Below are 23,027 nucleotides of genomic sequence, written 5' to 3' on the forward strand. Positions count from 1 at the left end.
GCGAAGCCATGTCCTTCCGGAAGCCGATTTTTGCCGCAGCACTCGTTCTCGCGGGCAGCATTCCCGCCGCCGCCGAAGTGGTCGGCAAGGTGGGCGTGGACTGGGTCGGCAACGACATCGTCATCGAGGCGGTCACCGATCCGCAGGTGAAGGGCGTTACCTGCCACGTCACGTATTTCGACCGCTCGATCATCGACCGCCTTTCCAAGGGAAACTGGTTCGAGGACCCGTCGAACAACTCGATCGCCTGCCGTCAGACCGGTCCGATCGAGATTGGCGATATCGATCTCTCCGAAGAGGGCGAGGAGGTGTTCCGCGAAGGCATGTCGCTGATCTGGAAGAAGCTGGTCGTCAACCGCATCTACGACAAGGCGAACGACACGCTCATCTATCTCGTGCATTCGCGCCAGGTGGTGGAGGGGTCCGCGAAAATGGCGATCTCGACCGTTCCGCTGTTCGACCAGCCGGTGACGTGGACGAACGGCAAGCCGCGGTGAGACCGGATGCCGGCGGCGGCGCTGCGTCCCAAAATGACCCAAAAAAGGTCGGGCAGTCGTCGCGAAAACGCGACAGGGCGCGATTTTCCACCTTCAGATGTGAGGGGATTTGAGGCAGGATACAACCGATGTGTTGTGAAATCGGCGATCTACCCCATCACCAGATTCCACAGGCATGTCTTGCCAGTATGACTCGGCCGAAGGCTGCTGCCGGACGCCGATAGAAATGCAAAGGCCCTGGAAACGAGTGTTTCCGGGGCCTTTTCCATTCCGGGAAATGTTCATGCGGCTACGGTAGACGCCGCGAGCGACCGGCCTTCCGGAGGTTGCCGCATGCGTCTCAGTCGAGGTGTAGGCGGGTCACGCGGCTTGCGCGAGTTCGTCGGCGATGACGGTGTCGAGGTTCAGGAAGCAGACCATCGACTTTTCGAGCGCGACGATGCCGCGGCAGAAGGCGCGCTGGGCTTCCGGAATGATTTCCGGTGCCGGCTGCAGGTCTTCGGCGCGGATCGTCATCATGTCGGAAACCTGTTCGACGAGGAGCCCGACGAGCTTGCCGGCGATGTCGGTGACGATGATGGCGGCACGCTCCGAGGGTTCCGTCATCTTCATCCCGAGCCGGCAGGCCATGTCGATGACCGGGATGACGGCGCCGCGCAGGTTGATGAGGCCGAGGACATATGGCGGTGTGTGCGGCATCGGCGTCACCGGCGCCCAGCCGCGGATTTCGCGGATCGCCATGATGTCGATGCAGAATTCCTGGTCGCCGAGATGGAAGGATACGATTTCCAGATAGGCGCCTGACTGCTTGATTGCGTTCGTCATGTCTGAACTCTTCCCGGTTTGCCGGCGGCGCGGATCGGGTCCGGTCGGCGCGGCGGCATTGCGTCGTCCGCTGCGTCTCGACGGAGCCGTGCTCCGCTTTCGCGTTGGTGGTGCATGATCACTGCGGAGAACCGAGGAGATGGATCGGCCATCCCGGCGGACGTGATGTCCAAACGATCCTTACGGAATCATCTTCGCCCTGCGAGACTGGCAGAGATTTCTTAAACATCCGCTAATCTTGGGGGCTCTGCGCCTCTTCAGTCGAGCGCCACAACGCGCCGGTAGAGATGCCAGGTCGCGTGTCCGAGAACCGGCAGCGCGACGAGCAGGCCGGCAAACAGCGGCACCATCGCCAGGATGGCTGCCGCGGCGACGATGACGCCGAAGCCCAACATCGCCACCGGATTTTCGACGACGGCACGCACGCTGGTGATCATCGCGGTGACGAAGTCGATGTCCCGGTCGAGCAGCAGCGGCATCGAGATCACCGTCACGCTGAAGAGGGCGGTCGCGATGACGGCGCCGACGATGCTGCCGACGGCAAGGAAAAGCAGGCCTTCGGGCGTGGTGGTCACCACCTCTACGAAGACCGGGAGCGAGGCGGAAATCTTGAAGCCGAGGAAAAGCGCAAGCAGCAGGCGCACCTGGTAGATCCAGACCCAGAAGACGAAGAGCACCACGAAGGCCATCCAGGACAGCTGGCGCTCCCGCTGCTGGAAGACTTCCGCCAGGATGCCGCGCCACGTGATCGGCAGCCCGGACTCGTCGCGGCGGCTCACCTCGTAGAGCCCGACGGCGACAAAAGGCCCGATCAACGGAAAGCCAATGGCGATCGGGATGATCATCCAGGGCTGGTGGTAGAAGCTGAGCATGACGACGATGAAAAGGCCGCCGAGAGCATAGATGCCGCCGAAGAACAGGCCGAAGAGCGGGTGCCGGGCGAAATCCTTCCAGCCCTCTCGCAGCGCGGCTTTCACATCTGCAAGGCCGACCGACCTGATGCGGATCTTGTGCGGCGGCACTGCGCCTATCGCCTGTTCTCCCATGCGTCCCTCCCAAGACTTCCGGCAGATATTCCGGAAGGAAGGATTGCAGATCAGCGGCCTTTGTCCATCTTTTTCGCAAAGCTCGCGCGCAAGATTGGGACTTCTCCCGGGCGGCCGGAGGAGGTATGAAGACCGCATGGAACAGCAGGCGAGAAAATCTCCGGCATTTGCCCTTTGGGCCGTGCTTTTCGGCGCCGGCGCGATGGTGACGGGCGCCGTTTTCGCGGGCTGGCTGAACTACGGTTCGGCAATCGTCCTCGCCTATATGGAAAACGGGCTTTCCAACTGCTTCTGAGGCGACGGCGAGACAAATCCGCGCGCTTTTCCAAGATAACCGCCTCTTGAATTGCGCTGGCCGCCGCCGGGTTGTATCAGCGGGACATGATGTGCGCCGGAGCGACTCCCGTGCGTTCGGCCCGATAGAAACAGGACAGGGATACATGAAGACGCTGCGGATCATTCTCTGGGGAGGCGTTCTCGTTTTCGCGGGGCTGCTCGGATGGCTGACGTTCCAGGTCACGCAGTCGAAGGAGCAGATCTCGGAAGCGCCGTTCGGCGTGCCGTTCGAGCTCGTCGACCAGACCGGCAAGCCGATCACCGAACAGGCCTTCCGCGGCAAGCCGACGGCGCTCTTCTTCGGCTTCACCCATTGCCCGGAAATCTGCCCGACGACGCTCTTCGAGCTCAACGGATGGCTGGAGAAGGTCGATCCGGACGGCACCCGGCTGCAGGCCTATTTCGTGACCGTCGATCCGGAGCGGGATACGCCGGAAATGCTCAACAACTACATTTCCAATGTCACCAAGCGGGTGATCGGCATCGCCGGTTCGCCGGAGAAGGTGGCCGAGGTCATCAAGGGCTTCCGCGTCTACGCCAAGAAGGTTCCGCTCGACGAGAAGGACCCGAACGGCGACTACACGATGGACCACACGGCATCCGTCTTCCTGCTCGATGCCGAGGGCCGGTTCAAGGGCACCATCTCCTACGGCGAGAATCCGGACGTGGCGGTGCAGAAGCTCGAAAACCTGAAGAACGGTTGACACCGACTGCGGTCCTGCAGGCATCTCCCAGGTTGCCAGCGGCGGCCCGGCGTTGTACCGGAGACGACGACAGAGGGCAGGACCGGTGGTCCTGCCCGTTTCCATGACCAGGAAGGCCCGTCGTGAGTGAAATCCGCCTCTACGTAAGCGTCACCGAAAAGGTGGCGAACGACATCCTCGAGCTGATGACCAATTTCTTCGGCGAGGAGGATTACGCGATCGCGACCACCGAGATCGATGAGAAGAACGACGTCTGGGAAGCCTCGATCTATCTGATGGCCGACGAGGAGGCGGAGGTCCACGAACGCCTGCGTGAAATGCTCGCCGAAGATTTTTCGTCGCTCGAGATCGAGCGCGAAGTCATCCCCGACATCGACTGGATCGCCAAGTCGCTCGAGGGGCTGACGCCGGTTCGCGCCGGGCGCTTCCTCGTCCACGGCTCGCACGACCGCGACAAGGTCCAGGTGAACGACCTCGCCATCGAGATCGACGCCGGCCAGGCCTTCGGGACCGGCCATCACGGTACGACGGCGGGATGCCTCGAAATGATCGCCGACGTCACGCGGGCGGAGCGCCCCCGCAATGCGCTCGACCTCGGGACGGGAAGCGGCGTGCTGGCGATTGCGGTGCGCCGCCTGCTGCCGATCCCGGTGCTCGCAACCGACATCGATCCGATCGCCGTGCGCGTCGCGAAGGAAAACGCCCGCCGCAACGGCATTGTCTCAGGCATCGAATTCCGGGTCGCGCCCGGCTTTCATTCGACCGCGTTCGGCAAATATGGTCCGTTCGACCTGATCATCGCCAACATTCTCGCGCGGCCGCTGATGAAGATGGCGCCACAGCTGGTCGCCAACCTTTCGGGCGGCGGTTCGGTCATCCTGTCGGGGATTCTCGCTAGCCAGCGGTGGAAGGTGATCGCCGCCTACAATAGCGCCGGGCTGAAGCACGTCCGCACGATCTGGCGCAACGGCTGGGTGACGATCCACCTGCGCGGCTGAGGCGGGCGAGGGCAGAGGCTTGCTGCATTGCAGTATTGCTTCCGACGCATAGCTCAACGCAGGTCCGGAAATACGAAAGGCGGCATCCGGAGATGCCGCCTTTCCGATCAGATCGACTGATCGATGCATGGGCTCGGGAGGAGGAGAAGCCCACGCGTGTCGCGTATTCCGGCGCCGGCGCAGACCTGGGAGGAGGAGGGGCCTGCGCGGCATTCGATCAGAATACGGAGCTTGTCGCCCGCTTGCGGCGGAGTTCCGCGCGGCTGGTGCCAATGGATTCCAGCGTCTTGTCGTCCAGCGACAGCAGGGCATCGTTGACATAACGGCTGACCTGACGCTCACGCGCTTCGATCACGCGCTGATACGCCCTGCGGAGGAAAGAGCTTGCCATCTTCGTGTTCCTTTCGTGCCGGGCGGTGATCCCGCCCGTTCGATGAGTTGAATATAGCGACTCCGGCGCGGCGCGGGAGAGGGGAATACCTCATGGGTGTTATGCGCTATGTGCATGGATGGCTGGCTGCTTGGGCACTGCTCCTGTTGTTCTGAACAAAAAGGAGGCAGGCTGCCGTCGATGTCGGCTGATGTTGCCTTTTCTCCGCGTACGCCGATCGGAGAAAACGTGATGAACCGGGCTCGGCTCTTGCTATAAGGCAAATCAGTCATCAGTCAGAGCGAGTCCGCCATGTTCCAGTCCTTCGAGGTGAAGTCCACTCCACAGTTCGGTCGCGCGCGCGTCGAGGCGCTGCGGGCGCGGTTCACCGAACTCGGCATCGACGGTTTCCTGGTGCCGCGGGCCGACGAGTATCAGGGCGAGTATGTTCCTGAATCAGCCGAGCGGCTCGCCTGGCTCACGGGGTTTACCGGCTCGGCGGGGCAGGTTCTCGTCACCATGGCGGAGGCGATCGTCTTCGTCGACGGCCGCTATGTGACGCAGCTTGCCGAACAGGTCGATCCTTCCGTCTTCAAGGGCGGGGATCTCGTCGGCGAGCCGCCGCACAAGTGGATCGTGGCCCACGCGCCGAAGGGATTCCGCCTCGGCATCGATCCGTGGCTGCACACCGGCGCGGAAGTCCGGCGGCTGGAGAAGGCACTCGCGGCGAAAGACGGCGCGCTGGTGCTGCTCAGGGAGAACCCGCTGGATGCGTTCTGGACCGACCGGCCGGCCGAACCGCTCGGCGCCGTCTCGATCCAGTCGCAGTCCTATTCCGGTGTTCCGGCCGAAGAGAAGATCGCCCGCATCGCCCGGGAACTCGGCGAGAAGGACCTCTCCGCCGTCCTCGTCACCGATCCCTCGTCGGCCGCGTGGATCTTCAATATCCGCGGCGGCGACGTGCCGCATACGCCGCATCCGCTGGCGCGCGCGATCATCGAGGCGAACGGGCATGCCGTGCTCTTCCTCGACAAGCGCAAGACCGGGATCGAGGCGGAGACCTATCTCGCCGGGCTCTGCACGCAGGTGGAGCCGCTGGAACTTTCGCCGCGGCTCCAGGCGCTCGCCGCCTCCGGTGCGCGCATTCTCGTCGATCCCGACCTGACGCCGTTCGCCCTTTCCGAGTTGATCCGCGATCACGGCGGCACGGTGGTCGAGGGCAACGATCCGGCGAAGATCCCGCGGGCGGTCAAGAACACCGTCGAACTCAACGGCTCGGCCGTCGCCCATGTGCAGGACGGCGTCGCTGTCGTCGAGTTCCTCTCGTGGTTCGACCGCCAGCGGCCGGGCACGGTGACGGAGATCGGCGCGATCCAGGCGCTCGAAGAGGCCCGCCGGCGCGTCGGCGAGCGGATGCAGAACCCGCTCAAGGACATTTCCTTCGACACGATTTCCGGCACCGGCGAGCATGCGGCGATCATGCATTACCGGGTGACGACCGAGACCGACCGGACGATCGATTCCGGCGAGCTTTTCCTCATCGATTCCGGTGCGCAATACGTGAACGGCACGACCGACATCACCCGCACGGTCGCCGTCGGGCCGGTGTCGGACGAGAAGAAGCGCTTCTTCACGCTGGCGCTCAAGGGCATGATTGCGATCAGCACCGCACGGTTCCCGAAGGGGACACGCGGCTGCGACCTCGATCCCCTTGCGCGCATCGCGCTCTGGAAGGCGGGGGCGGATTTCGCCCACGGGACCGGCCACGGCGTCGGCTCCTATCTCTCCGTCCACGAGGGGCCGCAGCGTATTTCGAGGCTTTCGACCCAGGAGCTGCTGCCGGGCATGATCCTGTCCAACGAGCCGGGATACTACCGCCCCGGCGCCTTCGGCATCCGCATCGAAAATCTCGTCTATGTGCGGGAGGCCGAGCCGGTCGAGGGCGGCGACATGCCGATGCTCGGCTTCGAGACGCTGACCTATGTGCCGATCGACAAGTACCTCGTCGTCACCGACCTCCTGACGGGGGAGGAGCTCGACTGGCTCGACGCCTATCATCGCCGCACACGCGAGGAGTTGATGCCGCTCATCCCGGATGACGAGACGCGGGCCTGGCTCGAGCGGGTGACCGAGCCGTTCAGCCGATGAAATAGCGCATCGCCATCACCGCGATCCATCCGGAAACGAGGAGCGGGATGGCGGAGAACCGCAGGCCGACGGCAAGGGCGACCGCCATGGCGACCTTGACGTCGGTGCCGCCGGTGAAGAAGGCGGGCGCGACGAGCGTCGTCAGCACGGCGGCCGGAACGGCGCTCAACGCCGCTTCGAGGCGCGGCGGTACTGTCTTCAGTCGCGCGATCAGCAGATAGCCGCCGATCCGGGTGAGGTAGGTCGCGACCGCCGCGGCGACGATCAGGAGCGTCATGTAGGGGGTGAGGAACTCACTCATTCGCCGGCCTCCGCGCCGGCCGGTGTCGGCAGCGGCGCAGCAGCTTTCGGCGGCAGCAGTGCCGCGAGCGCCACGCCGGCGAATGCACCGATGCTGACGTGCCAGGGAGTGCCGACCATGCGGTAGGCAACGATGGAGACGGCGGCACTGACGGCGACCACCGACAGGAAGTTCGCCCGGCGGCGGAAGCCGAGGACGAGCCCCATGAAATAGATCGGCAGCAGCACGTCGATGCCGATCGCCGCCGGATCGCCGATCATGCTGCCGAAGAAGGCACCGACCGCGGTCGTCGCCACCCAGCCGACGTAGATCGTCGCGGCGAAACCGAAATACCATGCGAAGGAGACGGACCGGCCGGTCTCACCACGCGTCAGCGTTTCGGCGAACTGCGGATCGGTGAGCAGGAAGAAGGAGAGCGCCTTCTGGAGTAGCGAGAAATGCCGGATGAAGGGCGCGATCGCCGCCGAATAGAGGATGTGGCGGAAGTTGACAGCGAAGATCGACAGCACGATCACCCACATCGGCACGTCGTGGCCGAAGAGCTCGATGCCGACGAGCTGGCTCGCGCCGGCAAAGACGATGGCGCTCATGAGCGTCGCTTCCGCGACCGTCTGCCCGTTGGCGACGGCGACTGCGCCGTAGAGCGCGGCGAAGGGTATGGTCGAGATCAGGATCGGCGTACTGCCGCGCAGTCCGTCGAAAAGGTCGGATTTCATGGAAGGCTTCCTTTTGCGGAAGAGATAGAGGCGAGGCGCCCGTCGGACAATTGAATTTGCCTGATGGATCGATTGATTCGCCTTACTTGTCGTGGCACGCTCCGGTGGTAGCGATCCTCGCCGAAGGAGCAGGCGGATGCCGAAACTGGATTTCTCCAACGACGATCAGGCGGCGATCGTCGCGCGGGTGAGGGACTACTTCCTCTCCGAATTCGACCTGGACGTCGGGCGGTTCGAGGCCGAGGCGATCCTGGTCTTCTTCGCCAAGGAGATCGGCGCGCATTTCTACAATCGCGGCCTTTACGATGCGCAGTCGGTGATCGTGAACCAGGTGGACGTCATCAACGACGCGATCTACCAGCTCGAAAAGGCGCCCGGCGACTGAAGGGCGCCGGGCCGGATTGTGTGTCCTGCCCTACTTCTTCGGACGGACCTGAAAGGTATGTTCGGGGCCCGGAAATGTCCGCGCCCGGACCTCCGTCGCATAGTCCTCGGCCGCCCTGGAGATGACGTCGGCCAGTTCAGCGAAGTGCTTGACGAAACGCGGCCTGAAATCGTTGAACAGGCCGAGCATGTCGTCCGACACGAGCACCTGGCCATCACAGGCGGGCGAGGCGCCGATGCCGATCGTCGCAGCCGACACTGCGCCTGTGATCTCCCGGGCGAGCGGCTCGACCGTTCCCTCGATCACCATGGCGAATGCGCCGGCTTCGTCGATGGCGCGGGCATCCCTGCGGATCTTGTCGGCTTCCTTGTCGGTGTGGCCCTTGGAGCGGTAGCCGCCCGAGGTGTTGACCTGCTGCGGCATCAGCCCGACATGGCCGAAGACCGGCACGCCGCGGGACACGAGGAAGGCGACGGTTTCCGCCATTTCCTCGCCGCCTTCGAGCTTGACGCCGTCGCAACCGGTTTCCTTCATGATGCGGGCGGCGGTGCGGAAGGCCTGTTCCTTCGATTCCTGATAGGAACCGAAGGGCAGGTCGACGATGACGCAGGCGCGGCTGACGCCCCGCATAACGGCCTGGCCATGGGCGATCATCATCTCGACGGTGACGCCGACCGTGGTGTCGAGACCGTAGAGCACCATGCCGAGGCTGTCGCCGACGAGCAGCAGGTCGCAATGCGGGTCGAACAGGCGTGCCATCGGCGTCGTGTAGGCGGTGAGAGAAACGACGGGACGCTCACCCTTGAGTGCCGTGATGTCATTCGGGGTCAGCCGCTTCTGGCGGGGCGGGGTGCTCATGTCAGGCGGCCTCCATGCCGTTTTCGGGTGCGATGTCGATCACGCGGTTGTCGAGCAGCTTTGTCCTGCCGATGCGGATATAGAGCAGGATGAGCGCTGCGTCCTCGATGGTTTCGAGCGGTGCCAGTGTGTCCGGGTGGCGCACGGCGACAATCTCCGGCGTCGCGAGCGGCTCGCCGCGGACGAAGGCGTCGAGTTTCTCTTCGAGCTCGGCAGGATCGCGCAGACCGTCATCGATCAGGCGCCCGGCTTCGTCGAGGGTGCGCGGCACGATCACGGCCGCACGGCGCTCCTCCGCCGAGAGATAGACGTTGCGCGACGAGCAGGCGAGGCCGTCCGCCTCGCGCACGGTCGGGACCGGAACGATCCGCACCGGCTGTGCGAGGTCCTCGACCATGCGGCGGATGATCGCCACCTGCTGGTAGTCCTTCTCGCCGAAATAGGCGGTGTCCGGCTGAACGATGTTGAAGAGCTTGGTGACGACAGTCGCGACGCCGGCGAAGTGGCCGGGTCGGGCCGCGCCTTCGAGTTCGCTTCCGAGTTTCGGCACGTCGACCACCGTTTCCATCGGACGCGGATACATGTCCGCGACGGCCGGAGCGAAGAGGAAATCGACGCCGGCGGCTTCGAGCATCGCGCTGTCGCGCGCGAGATCGCGGGGATACTTGTCGAGGTCCTCGTTGGCGCCGAACTGCAGCGGATTGACGAAGATGGAGACCACCGTCACGTCGTTCCCGGCCCTGGAATTTGCCACGAGCGTCATATGCCCGTCATGGAGATAGCCCATGGTCGGCACGAAGCCGACCGTCTTCCCCGCCCTTCTGAGCGGTGCGAGGCGCAGGCGCAACTCCTCGATGGTGCTGACCGTTTCCATCCGGCCTCCTCCTTTTCGCACTTGCGAAGGCTCACTAGCGCGCGCGTGAAAAAAAGGCAATTGATGAAATCGGGGGCAGGCCTTCGGCTAAGGGAGTATGTCGGCGCTGCGGACGATCTCGACGCCCTTTTCCCGCATCTCGGCGATCGCCGTCTTGACGCCTTCCGGGTCGATGCCGCGGCTCGCATCCTCGATGAAGCGGACCTTCACGCCGGGCAGCATTTCCACGGCATCGATTGCCGAGAACTTCACGCAATAGTCGGTCGCAAGGCCGCAGATGTCGACCTCGCTGACGCCCTTTGCCTTCAGATAGTCCGTAAGCCCGGTAAGCGCCGCACGGTCGTTGTCGCGGAAGGCGGAATAGCTGTCGACGGCCGGGTTCTGACCCTTGCGCTGCACATGGTCAATGTGGCTCACGTCGAGGTCCGGATGGAAGGCGGCGTCTTCAGTTCCCTGCACGCAATGGTCCGGCCAGAGCATCTGCGGCTTGCCGGAGAGTTCGCCCATCTTGAAGGGCGTTTTGCCCGGATGGGAGGAAGCAAAACTGCCGTGGCCCGGCGGATGCCAGTCCTGCGAGGCGACCACGAGGTCGTATTTGCCGCTCGCCATCAGGGCGTTGGCGACCGGAACGACCTCGTCGCCGCCGGCGACCGGCAGGTTTCCGCCGGGGCAGAAACCGTTCTGGATGTCGATCAGCAGCAGGGCTCGGGTCATCGTGGTTCCTCGGTTCGCGTTCACTAGGCAGGATGGCAACCGCTCTTTGCCGGATCAAGGGCAAAAGCACTCCCACTGCGGTTCGGAGCGGATAAATACCTGATGCATAAAGATGATCCCGCTTCTCTTGCACGGCGGACCGGTGGCGCTATTCTTCCGCTGGTTGAGGACGGGTGAGGAGACAGTGCACATGCCGACACGGAGATTGCACCGGAAGGCACCGTCTTTGACTGCGGTCACCTTTGCCTTCGTGGCGGCGAGCGCGGTCGTGGTCGGCCTCATGCTGTTCTTCCTGATGCGCGAGCGGCTCCAGACCTACGGGCGTGACACCATGGCGACGGCGATTGGCGTCCGCGCCGCCGGTGTCCAGACCGCGCTTGAACATCTCCTCTACGATGAATGGTCGCGTCTCAAGGCGCTGGCGCGGGAGGTTGGGGCCGACGACCCTCAAACGATCCGGACGAAGCTGCAGACACTGGTCGGCGAGGGAGATGGGCTCTCCTGGGCCGGTTATGCGGGGATCGACGGGGCGATTCAGGCGTCCTACGCGGACGCCATGCTCGGGGAAAGCGTTTCCGTGACCTCATGGTTCCAGACGGGTCTGAGAAAGCCGACTGCCGAGGATGTTCGCGAAACTGTGTCACCGGCGTCAGGGCAGGGTCGCTCGCAGCCCTCCGTGATCTTCGCAGCGCCGGTGCGCAATGCAGACGGTCAGGTCCGCGGGGTACTCGCTGCCCGTCTCGACCTGTCCTCTGCCACGATCCTGCTGCGCGACATGGCGAGGGCACTCAATATCGATCTCGTGCTCATCGATTCTGCGGGTGTCGTGCTTATGCAGACACGCGGGCGGGCCGAAGACGCGCCGGACCTGCCGAGCCTTCAGGCGGCCCGGGCGGGGGCATCGATCGTCAGCCTCGAACGCTGGCCCGACGGCAGGTCGTATTTCAGCGCCGTGGTGCCGGAGATAGCCTATCGTGACCTACCCGCACTCGGATGGAGCCTCGTCGCACGCGTTCCGGCCGATCTGGCGGTAGCGCCGGCGGAGCAAGTATCACGCGGCATGATCTTCTATCTCGCGAGCTTCGGGCTGATGTTGCTGCTGCTGACGATGATCTTCGTGGAATCCTTCATCCGTCCGTTCGGCTTGCTGGCGCGGACCGCGAGCAAGATCGCCGACGGTGCCGAGGTCTATCCGCCGGACACCAATCGCACGCGCGAACTGCAGATGATCACGGCGGCGATCGTGCGTCTCCAGACGCGGCTTCACCGGCATTGAACCCGAGACGTTCTAGCGAATGTGAGAACCGAAGACGAGATCGTGCAGGATCGCACCGATTCTCGTTCGCGTAACACCGGGCGCTGACCCCTCGGCATAGAGCCTGCGGAGCAGCGCTTCGTACTGTCTGTCGGTCGTGTCGAGCGAGATCAGGCCGCCGTCGGACGTGGTCTCGATGACGTAGCCGGAGACATCCCCGACATCCCTTACGGAGATTTCGACGGGCGAGCCTTCCGCCAGGACCACGCCGCGTACGCGCGCCGACTGCTGGGTGAGATCGGTGAGCCAGACACGGTGCAGGCCGTCGTCGAGACGCATCAGCACGCGCTGCGGCCGATCGTCGAGATGGCTTTCGATGCGGGGCATTTCCACGCAGACCATGATCGTCACGGCGAGCGTCATCAGATTGTAGAGGCTCCAGAACAGCACGATCGACTTGCCTTCTCCCGCGTCGCTGAAGACGAAGCGGTCGGAGACGAGACCGATGAAGAGGCCGACGAGAGTAAGGGCCACGAGGACGAGAAAGGGTGCCATGAGGCGCCACTGCACGACGAACTGGCTGCGATCCCCGCCCTTCGCCGTCACCTTGAAGCTGCGGTTCTTCGGCCGGATCAGCCCGGTCCAGGTCGCACGCATGATCGGGATCGCGCCGAGCAACTGGCTGACGTCGTTGACGATCGGAATGACGAGGCCGCGGGAGATGAAGTTGAGGGCAAAGAGTGTCCAGACGTAATAGGCGCCAAAATGCGAGAGGATTTCCGGCACCGAGGCGTAGACGGCGATCGTGCCGAAATACCAGTAGAGCAGGGGATAGATGAAGGCGGCGAGACGAAACGGATAGGTCGTTACCCAGTAGAACAGGCTGTCGAGGACGCTCCAGCGGTCGCGCAGACGTAGCGGCTGGCGCAACGAGAAGGGGCCGTAGTCGCTGCGGACGATCTGCATCAGGCCGAGGCACCAGCGTGTGCGCTGGGTGACGTATTCCTTCAGGCCCTCCGGCGCGAGACCTTCCGTCAGTGCCTCGTTGAGGTAGGCGGTGTGCCAGCCCTTTGCCTGTAGCACCAGCGTCATCAGGAAATCCTCCGTCACGCTCTCGGTCGGGAACCCGCCGACGTCGACGAGTGCCTTCCATCGAATGACGGAGGAGGTGCCGCAGCAGAAAGCGATATCCCACCCGTCTCGACTCGGCTGCAAATGATCGAAGAAGAAGCGCTGTTCGTCCGGATAGGAGCGGCTCAGCCCGAGATTGTGCTGGATCGGGTCCGGATTGAAGAAGTGCTGCGGCGTCTGCACGAGCCCGACATTGTGGCGATGAAACAGGGCAAGGGCGCGCTTGAGGAAATTGCGATGCGGCACGAAATCGGCGTCGAGGACGGCGACGAAGTCCGGCACATCGCCGCTCTCGGCAAGCCTTGCGATCGCATGGTTGAGATTGCCCGCCTTCGAGCCCTTGTTGTCGGACCGGCGGATGTAATTCACCGCCTGTTCACCGCAGTAGTCCGCAAGCCAGTCACGGCGGCCGTCATCGAGGACGTAGATCGTGGTGTGCAGGTGCTCGAGCGCCTTGGCGCCCGCGATGGTGCGGGCGAGCACATCCTTCTCCTCGTTGTAGGTGGCGATCAGCACGACGACCCTGGGAGGAGGGGCGGGAAGCCACCAGTTGCGCGCCGCCGTTGCTTCCGGCGAGCGGTTCTTGCGACGCATCAGGATGACGAAGGCGCTGAAGGAGGAGGCGAGGGCGGCGGCTTCGATCAGGAAGAAGCTCCAGGTGACGAGGCAGTCCCAGGTGACGCCGAAGGGCGCGAGCGTCTCCGTCGCGCGCCAGACGATGTAGCGGGCCGAGAGAACGATGGCGACAGCAAAGATAACAACACGGTGCGCAACAGTTTCCCGACGCAACACGAACGGCGTGACGAGAGCGATGCCGAACACCACCGCCACCACCGCGTATGCCGACTGCAGCTCGGTCGGGTGGAGGTCGAGCATGGGCTACCGCCAGAACTGCCGCAGCCAGTCGAGCGGCCGCGCCTCGAAGAACGCGCGGCCTGTCCTGCCGATGGCGCAGCGCAGTTCCTCATCATTCAGCAGGGCCGGGACGAAAAGGGTGACATCAAAGCGCTCCAGATGCCGCGGGCTCGCCGCGACGGCGAGATTTCGGTAGACGCCCTGCGCGCCGGGCCCGGCAAGGCGGATGATCGTTCCGTCGAAGACGTGTGTTTCTCCGGTCGGGCGAAACTGTGCCCGCTGGCCATGCTTGAGCGTGTTGTAGGTACTCTCCGTCACGCTCAGGGTGACCATCGTGGAATCGCAGTCGACCAGTTGGAAGAGATCCTGTCCTTGTTCCACCCGCTCGCCGCCGGTCGTCATCATCGTCCAGAGGATGCCGTTGACGTTGGTCGTGAGGTTGGCATGTGAGGTGCGGGCAAAGCGCAGACGTTCGGCGTTCAGGCGTTCGCGCTGGGCCGTGAGAATGGTAGTCTGGGCAGTGAGCGCGGTCGTCAGTTCCGATTCCTGCCAGCGCAGCTCGCTGATCCGCTGCTCGGAATAGGGCGCGTCGTTGTAGCCGTCGCCGAGAAAGACGCCGCGCTCAGCGGCCCTGAGACTGACCTCCACGGCCGCCGTCTGGGCCTGAGCCCTTTCAAGCTCGCGCTCGGCGACCCGCAGGCGGGATTCCGCCTGTTCGAGCTCGCTCATCCGCTCCGCGCCGGTCGTGGTGAGCCTGGTCGCCCGGTTCAACATGTTCTGATAAAGGTGGATCTGCGCCTGCCATGCCTCCTCGGCCGCCCTGGAGGCCGTGAACTCCGCCTTCATCTGTTCGAGCCTCTGACTCCGGTAGAGGCCCGCCCGCTCTTCGAGCTTGGCGATCGCTTCCCGAACTGCGTCGAGTGCGCCTTCGAGCCGCGCGCGTTCGGCCTCGGCTCTCGCTCTCTCGTCGACGAGGTCGGAGATCCGGGAATTGTTGGCGAGATCGTCATCGATGAAGCCGAGCGTCTGGCCGGCACGCACCCGTGCGCCAAGCACCGGCGTGTCGAAGGTCAGGAGACCGGCGATCGGGGCTCTTGCCGTGGTCAGTCGGGCATTAATGACGGCGTCCGCGCTGGCGCCGGCAAGGTGCTCTCCGATGATGACGAACAATGCCAGCCCGACGAGAAGAATCCCGATGGTCAGCCGTGCAAGTCTCATCCGCCGCCTCCCGTATTCCGTGTTGAGAGCTCCGTGGCCGGCCATTCAAGATAGCCGGAAACGGCGAGGGCTGCAGCTGGAAAGAGTATTTGTTAACCGCAAAAGTTGAATCCGGTTAACGGGATGGCGCGGTCTCTTCGTGATCAACAGGAGCTTGAGGTGGCCATGACGGGGTGGCTGCGTGCCGTTCCGTTACACCCCATGTGGTCGGCTGTCTTCAGTGCAGGAAGACGCCGACGCTCGCTGCCCGTCCGGCGGCGTCGATGACGGTCAGCGTCGAGAAGCCGACGCCTTCGGGCGTCCATTCCGTCGTGCGGCTGCGCGAGCGGTCACCCAGCGGAACGCCGTTCGCAAGCCAGCGGAAGGGCGCGCGGCCGGCTTGCAGCTTGACGACGAGGGGGAGCGGCTTGCCGTCGGGTCCGGTGCCGAGTTCGACATGGGCACCTTCCGGCGGATAGACGATGCGCGGCGCCTTCTCCCGCGTCGATGTCGAGAGCAGGCCGTTTGCGCCCATGGAATAACGCCGAAGCGCGGACGGAAGGTCGGCCTGCGCGATGCGCTCGGCGCCGGGCGGCGGAGAGGGTAGCGGGGTGCCGCTGACGCCGGACTTGGAGAATGCCTGGAAGAGGATCGGTGCGGCCGAACCGTAGCCGGTGATGCCGGGGACGGCGGCGTTGTCCGGGCGCCCGACCCAGACGCCGAGCACGTAGCGTCCGTCATAGCCGACCGACCAGGCGTCGCGATAGCCGTAGCTGGTACCGGTCTTGTAGGCGATGCCGAGCGGACGGCTGCCGAGCGGCGGCAGGACGCCGCGCAGGATATCCGTGACGTTCCAGGCGGCGACGGGCTCCATCAGCGGTGCGCCCTCGATCGGTGCGGCTTCCTCCCGCACCCCGTCACCGAGGTGGATCGGCGAGCCGCGATTGGCCAGAGCCGCATAGGCCTGGACGAGGTCCTTGAGCGTCACGCCGGCACCGCCGAGCGCGATCGCCAATCCCGGCGCCTCGCCGGTCGGCAGTGCCAGACGAACACCGGTCCGGCGCAGCCGGGACAGCAGTTCGGCCGCGCCGACGGCATCGAGCAGGCGCACGGCCGGCACATTGAGCGAAAGCTGCAGCGCCTGGCGGATGCTGACGTCGCCCTGGTAGGTCATGTCGAAATTACGCGGCCGGTAGCCGAAGAAATCGGCAGGCCGGTCCTCGATGATGGTCTCCTGCGCGATCAGACCCTGCTCGAAGGCGAGTCCGTAGATGAAGGGCTTGAGGGTCGAGCCGGGCGAGCGCTCCGCTCGCGTCATGTCGATCCAGCCGTAACGGGCGGCATCGAAATAGTCGGCGGAGCCGACCTCCGCGACGATCTCGCCGGTCGTGGCGTCGGCCATCAGCATGGCGAGCGAGGTCCGCACCGGCAGATCGACGGCCGCCTGACGGGCGACGGCTTCGAGCTCGGCCTGCACGGATTTCCGGAGCGTCGAGCGATGGATACGGGCCTGCGGATCACCGCGCCGCGCCGCCTCTGCGAGATGGGCGGCGAGCGCGGGCAGTGCCAGCCGCTCCTTCGGCACCGGTGCAATCCCGGCGCGGGCGACCTCGCGCGCTTCCATCATGCCACTGGCCTGCATGCGTTCGAGAACGCGTTGCCGGGCGGCGCGAGCGGCTTCCGGGTTGCGGTCGGGGCGGCGCAGTTCGGGAAGCTGCGGCAGGGCCACCAGCAGGGCCGCCTCGGCGACCGTCAGCCGCTTCGGCTCCTTGCCGAAATAGGCGAGGCTTGCCGCGCGCACGCCCTCTAGGTTTCCGCCATAGGGGGCGTGGGTGAGATAGAGGTCGAGGATCTGTTGTTTCGATAGCCGGCGCTCGATCTGCAGTGCGCGGAGGATCTGCAGGAACTTTGCCGAAAAGGAGCGCTCCCGGCGCGGCTCCATGAGGCGGGCGACCTGCATCGACAGCGTCGAGCCTCCCGAGACGATGCGTCCGTTCGAGGCGAATTGCAGCGCTGCACGCGCGAGGGCAAGAACGTCGACGCCCGAATGGTCGTGGTACCGGCGATCCTCATAGGCGAGCAGCATTTCGACGAAGCGCGGATCGACGTCGGCACTCGTCGTCCTCAGCCGCCAGCGCCCCTCGGCCGTGGCGAAGGCCCTGAGCAACTGCCCGTCGGCGTCGAGCAGCTCCGTCGACACGGCGTCGTCGGCGGCAATCGGCGGCGGATACGCCTTGTCGAGCGTGTCGAGCCCCCAAAGGGCACTCGCAGCCACGAGGACGGCGAGGCCGGCGGCGGCACCGATCTTTTTCCAGCCGCGCATCAGGGTGCCGCCTTGACCTCCATGCGGCCGGTCGCGGTCCGCGCGGAGTATTCCGGCCGGTACATGTCCTCCACCTGCGCCGCCGGATGGGCGTAGGTGCCCGGTGTCACGGCGCGCACGACGTAGGCGAGGGTGATTTCCTCGTCATTGTCGGCAGGCCGGTCGATCGCCGCCACGAAGCGGTCGTTGCGGAATTCGAGATGCGCCGCTTCCGTCTCGCCGATCCAGTCGAAATTCTCGAGCTGGGCGCTGTCGACGAGGCTCGGATTGTCGATCTCGAAGCCGGCCGGCAGAAGGTCGGTGATGAGGATCTGCGAGGGCCAGCTGTCGGCTTCCGTGACCGAGAGCACGACGACATAGCGTTCGTTCTGCTGTGCTTCCGTGACGTTCGCCTCCTCCCCGTCGAGCGTGTAGTAGGTGCGCTCGATGGTGAAGCCTTCGCCGCCGGCCGGGGACGCTTCCTTCGGTGCTGCGACCGTGGTCACCGCCGCGGCGATCGGCGCGCTGCTCCGGTTGGTGAGCACGACGGGTTGAGCGAGCAGATGGTCGCCCGGAATGGTCGCCATGTAGCCGCCGGTATGGCTCGCGCCGTTGACGTCGACCTTCAGCGTGTCGTCGCCCTTCTGCAGTGCGCGGGCGGCGAGCAGCGTCCAGGTCTGCTCCTGGGTGCTGGTGTAGCGCTTCGTCGAAAGCTCGCGCGAGACGGTCTTGGCGAGCCCCGAGAGGATCGGCGGCACCGGCCGGCTCTCAGCGGCGAGCGCGAGGATCGCCGCGCCGTCGCGCAGCGTGCTGCCGTAATAGTCGGAGTAGCTGAAGCTGACCTTGGTCAGGACGGCCTTTTCCGTCATGCCGGCGGCCTCGGTGAAGATCGCCTTGGAGCGCTGGCCGTCGCCATAGAGTGCGAGTGCCGCGGCGAGATGGGCCTTTGAGAGCGGCGTCGGGAACTCGCCGAGGCGGGTGTCGGCATAGTAGCGCAGGTCGCTGATCGCCGCCCGCTTGTTGCGCGCAAGCACGTAGAGGGCATAGGCGAGCTCGTCGCCACGGTCCTTGACGTCGATGTCGTATCCGGTCTGGTTCTGCAGATTGTCGAGTGCCTGGATCATCGCCTGGTCCGGCACCTCGAAGTTCTGCTCGCGGGCACGGGTCAGGAACTCGGTGACATAGGAATCGAGCCAGAGATCACCGTAGCCCGGCGACCACAAGCCGAAGCTGCCGCTCGACGACTGGTAGGAGAGCACGCGGTAGATCGCGTCCTGCACGCGCTTGGTGATTTCCTCCTGCTGCGGCAGGCCGGAGACGGCCGACAGCTCGTTGAAATAGAGGAGCGGCAGGGCGCGGCTGGTGGTCTGCTCGGCGCAGCCGTAAGGGTAGCGGTCGAGGCTCATCAGCAGGGCAGGGATGTCGAAGCCTTCGGCGCGCATGACGTTCAGGCTGACCGAGGCATCCTGCAGGATGCTGTCGGCGAGCAGTTCGCCGTCGACGATCAGGCTCTTGCCGGCGGCGATCGTCAGTGTGCGGCGCTCGGCGACGGGCAGGGTGGCCGGACGGACGGGGATTTCCAGCGACTGGTCGATGGAAAGGCCGGCGCCGGTGAGTGCGATGTCGATCCGTCCGGTCCCGGCTTCGGTTCCGGCAAGCGGCAGGTTGATCGCGGTCTTTCCGCCCTGGGTCAGGCTCACCGTCTGGCTGGCGGCCGAGGCGTCGACCGCGAGCGCGGTGTTCGTCGTGACCTGAAGCTGGTAGTCGCCCGATGGTGCATCTGTCGCGGCAATCTCGAGCCTCAACCGGCTCTCGTCGTCGGGGCTCAGGAACCGCGGCATGCTGGCGGTGACGACGACCGGATCGCGGATGACGACATCGGTGCTGGCATGCCCGACGCCTGTCTTGCTCCAGGCGACCGCCATGACGCGGGCCGTGCCGTTGAACTGCGGGATGTCGAAGCTCACTTCCGCCTTGCCTTCGCCGTCGAGTTTCAGCGGGCCGGAGAAGAAGGCGACCAGTTTTTCCGTCGGCGGCTTGCCCTGCAGCGGCATCTGGCCACCGTCGCCACCGGTGCGAAGCCGCCCCATGGCGCCGAGCGAGCCGTCGATCAGGCGGCCATAGAGATCGCGGATTTCGAGGCCGAGGCGGCGTTGGCCAAAGTACCAGTCCTCCGGATCGGGCGCCTCGTAGCGCGTGAGGTTCAGGATGCCGACGTCGACGGCGGCGACCGTGACATAGGCCTCCTCACCGATGCCGGCACCCTTCACCTGAACGGGAATGGTGAGCGGCTGGCGCGGCAGCGTCTTTTCCGGCGGCGAGAGGCTGACCTCGAGCTTGTTGGCGCCGGGATCGACGGCAAGCCAGGTGACACCGATAGCCCGCATCGGCATGCGGCTTTCCTGGGCCTCGCCGGGACGGAAGAGGGTCGCGGTCACATAGGCGCCGGCACCCCACTTGTCTGTGACCGGCAGGTCGACCTCGCCGCCTTCGGCGGGGATCGTCGCCGTCTGCGTGGTGATCAGGTTGTCGGTGCCGACGGTCACCAGCAGTTCGCCGGCGAAGCGCGGCGACACCTTGAGCTTGGCGGTCTCGCCGATCGCGTAGTTTTCCTTGTCGAGCCCGATTTCCAGCGCGTCGGGCGTCTCCGTGGAACTTGCCTCGACGTACCAGCCGGCCTCGAACTCGACGCTGCTCGCCGGGCCGTCGGCAGCGGCGGACTCGACTTCGAGGCGATAACGTCCCCAGGCGACGGGCACCGAGATCGCAGCGCCGTCGGCGGTCACGTCAACGGTGCCGTCGGCGATCTGTTTCGTGGTGATGATCGGCTCGTAGGTCCAGGAGCTGCCGTCGCGGTACCATTGGTAATTGCGCTCGAGGTTGACGAGGCGCCACTTGGCACCCTGGAGCGGCTGCTTTTTGCCCTCGGCGTCGATCGCGATCACATGGAAGCGGGCCTGCGTGTTCTCGGCGAGATCGCCGGAGAATTCCGGCTTGATGCCGATCATCGGCCCTTCGGGGCGGACCGGCAGCGTCAGCGTCCGTTCAACGGCGCGACCGCCGCCTTCCTGCATGCGCACGACGACATTGGCGTTCAGCATCTGCGTCGTCGAGGGCACCTCGTCCAGCGATACTTCGAAGCTCGCTTTACCTTCTTCGTCGAGGACCGGCAGGTCTTCGAGCGTCACGCGGGTCTCTTCATCCGTCTCCTCGTCCACGAGGCCGAACTGGTAGTTTTCGAAGGCAGCGCTGGTGCGGCTGCGCTTCAGGTTGACCTCGCCTTCGAGAGCCAGGCCCGCCGCCGGCGCGCCGTAGAGGTAGCGGCCGTCGACGTCGACGGTCACCGGCGTGCCGATCGCGATGTCCTTCGCCTCGCTCGTCAGGTCGAACTCGGTGCGGTCGGGCACGAAATCGTCGACGAGGAACTGTTTCTGGCCGATCGCTGCTTTCTTGGGATCAGTGTAGATCTGCATGGTCCAGGTGCCGCGCATGGCACTTGCAAGCAGTGGCAGGTCGACGGCATAGCCGCCGAGCTTCGAATCCGTCTCCACCATGCGGCGGTATTCGACGCCGTCCGGCCGCGTGAAGACGAAGGTGAGCGGCAGGTCGGTGATGGCGTTCGCACCGGTGTCGCGGGCAAGCGCGGCCGCATGAACCGTCTCGCCGGGCCGGTAGATGCCGCGTTCCGTCCAGGGCAGGATGTCGATTGCGCCCGGCGCCGGACGACCTGTCACGCCGCGGTCGGAGAGGTCGAAGCCCGCGCGTTTCATGTCGAGGAAGACGTAGTCGTCCTCGCCCTTCTTCGCCGTGATCGCGGCGGGCGCGAGTGCCGCTCCGCCACGGATCAGCCCGGCGTCGAAGCGCGCGTGGCCGTCGGCGTCGGTCACGGCAGTTCCGAGAACTTCGTTGTTGGTCGCCAGCAGTTGCAGTTCGACGCCGGAAAGCGGCTTTGCGCTTGCGAGCGAGCGGGCGAAGACGTTCAGCCCGTCGGTACCGGCAAAGGTCTGCAGCCCGATATCGGAGACGAGGAACCACTGCGTGGCACGCTGGTTCCAGTCCTCGACGCGGCTGCCGGCCGCCGCCGCCGTCAGCACGTAGATGCCCGGCTGACGCGTCGGCAGGGCCTCGTCGACGGGGAAGCTCGTGACGACGTCCTTGTTGAGCTCGCTCGTGATCTCGATCTTGCCCTGCCAGACGAGTTCGCCGGATTCGTCCTCGATCCGGCTCGCGTCATAGCCGTCGAGCTGGGTCAGGAATTTCGACTGCGCGAGCATCGGGGCAATGTTGCGCTCGCCGATGCGATAGAGTTTCAGGTCGGCGCTGTCGGTGTTGACCGAAACGATCGGAATGCCGCGCCGGGCGGTCGACGGCAGGACGAAGCTGTCGCCGGTGAAGCGGACGGTCGGCGAACGGTCGCGGACGTAGATCGAGAGGTCGACCTGCGAGAGCAGCGGCTCGTCGACGGAAGAGGGCAGGCCCGCGCGCAGGGCAAGGGTGTAGCGCTGGCCATGCTGCAAGCCCTCGACGCAGATCTGGTTGTCCTTGGCCTCCACCGCCTTGGCCGGAGCTCCGTCGAGGAGGACGAAGGGCGCATAGTCGACCCCGCGCTTGACGAGCGGATCGGAGAACTGGACGCAGGCACGCGGTGTCGCGCTGTCGGTGTCGATCGTATGCTCGACGACGCGGAAGCCCTTGGTCTCGCGCAGTTCGTTGTAGGCGGTCTGGACGGTCTTTGCCGTCACCAGCGCGAGGCTCGCCTTGTAGGAGCTGAGCGCGGCGCGGTAGTTCTCGCTGTTTTCGAAGGACTTGGCGAGCACGGCGAGCACGTCGGCACGCGCCTGCGCGGTGCGGGTGAGCTGATAGCCGTTCAGCGCCATTGCGGCGGCCTCGGCGGCGATGTCGGTCCGGCCGGTGACCGTATTGAGCGAGCGGGCGGTTTCCGTCCACAGGCCGGCATCGTCCGGCGTGACGGACAGTGCCGCCTTGAAGACGGCCAGCGCCGAATCGTAGTTGCCGGCGGAGAGTTCGTTGTTGGCGAGCATCAGGAGGCCGGCCTGCCCGAGCTGTTGCTGATCTTCGGTGATCGAGAGATTGTCGCGCATCGCCTGCGCATCCTGGCGCAGCTGGTCGGAGACGAAGGGGAGGCGGGACGGTGCGCCGATGTCCGGTTCGGCGGCAGTGACGACGATCTTGCCGGCGATGGCGCCGGGGAAGGTGTCGAGGCGGCTGAAGTCGGATTTCAGGAAGCACCACTTCACCTTCGGATTGTAGGTAAAGGCGCGGCAGGACTGGTCGGCGATGCAGCTTTGCTGACACTGGTCGAGGGAGACGTTCTGCTCGGTCCTGAGATCGAACCCGAAATAGTCGCCGTCCCTGGTGATAACGACCGAGCGCGTCGGCTCGGCGGAGCCGGCGGCGAACGCCGAACTCAAGAGGCTGAAGGCAAAAACGAAGAAACCGATAGACTTGCGCATCGACATGCCCCCTCTACGCTGTCCGTCCAGACGGCTAAAGT

19 protein-coding genes are annotated in these 23,027 nt (G+C 65.1%); 7 read left to right on the forward strand and 12 right to left on the reverse strand.

Annotation, left to right across the window (positions count from 1 at the left end):
• Positions 1–8 precede the first annotated feature (8 nt).
• Complete coding sequence (locus EUU22_RS13700; RefSeq protein WP_129332533.1) at positions 9–497, forward strand: CreA family protein; 489 nt, start codon at positions 9–11, stop codon at positions 495–497.
• A gap of 360 nt (positions 498–857) precedes the next feature.
• Here the strand turns inward: EUU22_RS13700 and EUU22_RS13705 are convergent, their stop codons facing one another.
• Positions 858–1,322, reverse strand: coding sequence for a chemotaxis protein CheW (locus EUU22_RS13705; RefSeq protein ID WP_112688099.1), 465 nt, complete (start codon positions 1,320–1,322; stop codon positions 858–860).
• Between the two features lie 257 nt (positions 1,323–1,579).
• Positions 1,580–2,368 carry a DUF2189 domain-containing protein gene (locus tag EUU22_RS13710; protein WP_129332534.1) on the reverse strand — a complete coding sequence of 263 codons (789 nt, stop codon included), beginning with the start codon at positions 2,366–2,368 and terminating at the stop codon, positions 1,580–1,582.
• A 136-nt stretch (positions 2,369–2,504) separates the two neighbouring features.
• Here EUU22_RS13710 and EUU22_RS25295 point away from each other — a divergent pair, with 136 nt between their 5' ends.
• The 3 genes from EUU22_RS25295 to EUU22_RS13720 all read left to right on the forward strand — a co-directional run bounded on the left by EUU22_RS25295 (position 2,505) and on the right by EUU22_RS13720 (position 4,406).
• Positions 2,505–2,663, forward strand: a complete 159-nt coding sequence (locus tag EUU22_RS25295; RefSeq protein WP_165351166.1) for a hypothetical protein — start codon at positions 2,505–2,507, stop codon at positions 2,661–2,663.
• Between the two features lie 145 nt (positions 2,664–2,808).
• Positions 2,809–3,408: an SCO family protein gene (locus EUU22_RS13715; RefSeq protein WP_129332535.1), complete on the forward strand. Its 600-nt coding sequence runs from the start codon at positions 2,809–2,811 to the stop codon at positions 3,406–3,408.
• A gap of 122 nt (positions 3,409–3,530) precedes the next feature.
• The gene (locus EUU22_RS13720) at positions 3,531–4,406 is read left to right on the forward strand and encodes a 50S ribosomal protein L11 methyltransferase (protein ID WP_129332536.1); all 876 of its coding nucleotides are present in this window, start codon (positions 3,531–3,533) and stop codon (positions 4,404–4,406) included.
• Positions 4,407–4,623: 217 nt separating this feature from the next.
• Here EUU22_RS13720 and EUU22_RS25300 read toward each other — a convergent pair whose 3' ends face one another.
• On the reverse strand, positions 4,624–4,797 hold the full coding sequence (locus EUU22_RS25300) for a hypothetical protein (RefSeq protein WP_165351167.1): 174 nt from the start codon (positions 4,795–4,797) through the stop codon (positions 4,624–4,626).
• A 291-nt stretch (positions 4,798–5,088) separates the two neighbouring features.
• Here EUU22_RS25300 and EUU22_RS13725 point away from each other — a divergent pair, with 291 nt between their 5' ends.
• Positions 5,089–6,924, forward strand: a complete 1,836-nt coding sequence (locus tag EUU22_RS13725) for an aminopeptidase P family protein (protein ID WP_129332537.1) — start codon at positions 5,089–5,091, stop codon at positions 6,922–6,924.
• Here EUU22_RS13725 and EUU22_RS13730 read toward each other — a convergent pair.
• Together EUU22_RS13730 and EUU22_RS13735 are read right to left on the reverse strand one after the other, a co-directional pair.
• Positions 6,914–7,225 carry an AzlD family protein gene (locus EUU22_RS13730; RefSeq protein WP_129332538.1) on the reverse strand — a complete coding sequence of 104 codons (312 nt, stop codon included), beginning with the start codon at positions 7,223–7,225 and terminating at the stop codon, positions 6,914–6,916. The two genes, EUU22_RS13725 and EUU22_RS13730, sit on opposite strands and share 11 nt — an antisense overlap.
• On the reverse strand, positions 7,222–7,941 hold the full coding sequence (locus tag EUU22_RS13735) for an AzlC family ABC transporter permease (protein ID WP_129332539.1): 720 nt from the start codon (positions 7,939–7,941) through the stop codon (positions 7,222–7,224). The genes EUU22_RS13730 and EUU22_RS13735 overlap by 4 nt, the downstream gene beginning before the upstream one ends.
• A gap of 136 nt (positions 7,942–8,077) precedes the next feature.
• Here EUU22_RS13735 and EUU22_RS13740 point away from each other — a divergent pair, with 136 nt between their 5' ends.
• The gene (locus EUU22_RS13740; RefSeq protein WP_129332540.1) at positions 8,078–8,326 is read left to right on the forward strand and encodes a DUF2164 domain-containing protein; all 249 of its coding nucleotides are present in this window, start codon (positions 8,078–8,080) and stop codon (positions 8,324–8,326) included.
• A 30-nt stretch (positions 8,327–8,356) separates the two neighbouring features.
• Here the strand turns inward: EUU22_RS13740 and panB are convergent, their stop codons facing one another.
• The 3 genes from panB to pncA form a co-directional block, all read right to left on the reverse strand.
• A complete protein-coding gene (gene panB, locus EUU22_RS13745) occupies positions 8,357–9,184 on the reverse strand; it encodes a 3-methyl-2-oxobutanoate hydroxymethyltransferase (protein WP_129332541.1) in 828 nt (275 codons plus the stop codon).
• Between the two features lies 1 nt (position 9,185).
• Positions 9,186–10,058 carry a pantoate--beta-alanine ligase gene (gene panC, locus EUU22_RS13750; protein ID WP_129332542.1) on the reverse strand — a complete coding sequence of 291 codons (873 nt, stop codon included), beginning with the start codon at positions 10,056–10,058 and terminating at the stop codon, positions 9,186–9,188.
• A gap of 87 nt (positions 10,059–10,145) precedes the next feature.
• Positions 10,146–10,772, reverse strand: a complete 627-nt coding sequence (gene pncA / locus EUU22_RS13755; RefSeq protein ID WP_129332543.1) for a bifunctional nicotinamidase/pyrazinamidase — start codon at positions 10,770–10,772, stop codon at positions 10,146–10,148.
• Positions 10,773–10,962: 190 nt separating this feature from the next.
• Between pncA and EUU22_RS13760 the strand changes: the two genes are divergently transcribed.
• Positions 10,963–12,048 carry a cache domain-containing protein gene (locus tag EUU22_RS13760; protein WP_165351168.1) on the forward strand — a complete coding sequence of 362 codons (1,086 nt, stop codon included), beginning with the start codon at positions 10,963–10,965 and terminating at the stop codon, positions 12,046–12,048.
• Positions 12,049–12,060: 12 nt separating this feature from the next.
• On the opposite strand, the gene EUU22_RS13765 is transcribed toward EUU22_RS13760, so the two are convergent.
• From EUU22_RS13765 to EUU22_RS13780, 4 genes are all read right to left on the reverse strand, one after another.
• Positions 12,061–14,034, reverse strand: coding sequence for a glycosyltransferase (locus tag EUU22_RS13765; RefSeq protein WP_129332545.1), 1,974 nt, complete (start codon positions 14,032–14,034; stop codon positions 12,061–12,063).
• Between the two features lie 3 nt (positions 14,035–14,037).
• Positions 14,038–15,231: an HlyD family secretion protein gene (locus EUU22_RS13770; protein ID WP_165351169.1), complete on the reverse strand. Its 1,194-nt coding sequence runs from the start codon at positions 15,229–15,231 to the stop codon at positions 14,038–14,040.
• A 217-nt stretch (positions 15,232–15,448) separates the two neighbouring features.
• Positions 15,449–17,533, reverse strand: coding sequence for a penicillin-binding protein 1C (gene pbpC / locus EUU22_RS13775; RefSeq protein WP_129332547.1), 2,085 nt, complete (start codon positions 17,531–17,533; stop codon positions 15,449–15,451).
• Positions 17,533–22,986 (reverse strand): alpha-2-macroglobulin family protein, encoded by a 5,454-nt coding sequence (locus EUU22_RS13780; RefSeq protein WP_439329148.1) that lies wholly within the window; start codon positions 22,984–22,986, stop codon positions 17,533–17,535. The genes pbpC and EUU22_RS13780 overlap by 1 nt, the downstream gene beginning before the upstream one ends.
• Positions 22,987–23,027 lie beyond the last annotated feature (41 nt).

The sequence above is a fragment of the Ciceribacter ferrooxidans genome (assembly GCF_004137355.1).
Taxonomy (GTDB): domain Bacteria; phylum Pseudomonadota; class Alphaproteobacteria; order Rhizobiales; family Rhizobiaceae; genus Allorhizobium; species Allorhizobium ferrooxidans.